Consider the following 1,235-nt stretch of genomic DNA (forward strand, 5'->3'; position numbering starts at 1 on the left):
CGGACCGGCTCCTCCGCGCTGGACCGGGAGCGGCCGGTCTCCGGTCGGCCGGGCGGTCACGACGGCGGCCAGCGGCGCGGACCGCGGCTGTCCACGTCGCGCCCGGAGATGATCCGGGCCCTGGACCGCGACGGGCTGCTGCCGTGCATCACCTTCATCTTCTCCCGGACCGGCTGCGACGCCGCGGTGGAACAGTGCCTGCGGGCCGGGCTCGACCTCACCACGGCGCGGGAGAAGGCGCTCGTGGCCGAGCGGGTCGAGGAGGCGGCGCGTCTGCTGCCCGTCGAGGACCTGGAGATCCTCGGGTTCTGGGCGTGGCGGGACGGCCTGTCCCGGGGCTTCGCGGCCCACCACGCCGGCATGCTGCCCCCGTTCAAGGAGGCCGTCGAGGACCTGTTCGCCGCCGGCGCGCTCAAGGCCGTGTTCGCCACGGAGACCCTCGCCCTCGGCATCAACATGCCGGCCCGCTCCGTCGTGATCGAGAAGCTGGTCAAGTTCAACGGCGAGAACCACGTCGACATCACGCCGGGGGAGTACACCCAGCTGACGGGCCGGGCGGGCCGCCGCGGGATCGACGTCGAGGGCCATGCCGTGGTGATGTGGCGTCCCGGGCTGGACCCGGCCGCCGTCGCGGGCCTGGCCTCGCGCCGCACCTACCCGCTGCGCTCCTCGTTCCGGCCCACGTACAACATGTCCGCGAACCTGCTGGCACAGGTCGGGGCGGAGCGGGCACGGGGCATCCTCGAGTCCTCGTTCGCCCAGTTCCAGGCGGACCGCTCCGTGGTGGGGCTGGCCCGCGAGGTCCGCTCGAAGCAGGCCAGCCTCGAGAAGTACGAGGAGGCCATGCAGTGTCACCTCGGCGACTTCGCCGAGTACCTCACCCTGCGCAAGGAGCTCGCGGCCGCGGAGAAGTCCGGCTCGCAGGGGCGCCGTCGGGCCCACCTGGCCGCCGTGAAGGACTCGCTCGCGAACCTCGCGGTCGGGGACGTCGTCGAGCTCGACGCCGGCCGCGCGCTCGGCCGGGCCGTCGTCGTGTTCCCCGCCGGCAACCTCCAGAACCCGCGCGTCGGCGTCGTGACGGACAAGGCGCAGCTGCGCCGCATCACGGTGGACGACGTCGCCGGGCCGGTCGAGCCGGTGGCCGGCGCCGCCCTGCCCCAGGTGGTGCAGGTGAAGACGCCCGCGCAGCGCAAGGACGTCGCCGCGCTCATGCGCGAGGCCGTGCGCACGGGCCG

General features: G+C 74.3%; 1 protein-coding gene. It reads left to right on the top strand.

The genetic code is table 11. From position 1 onward, the window contains the following. On the top strand, nt 1-1,235 hold a 1,235-nt coding region (locus tag HMPREF3105_RS12165; protein WP_256375229.1), incomplete at both ends, for a helicase-related protein.

This window comes from Micrococcus sp. HMSC31B01 (genome assembly GCF_001816085.1).
Lineage (GTDB): Bacteria > Actinomycetota > Actinomycetes > Actinomycetales > Micrococcaceae > Micrococcus > Micrococcus luteus.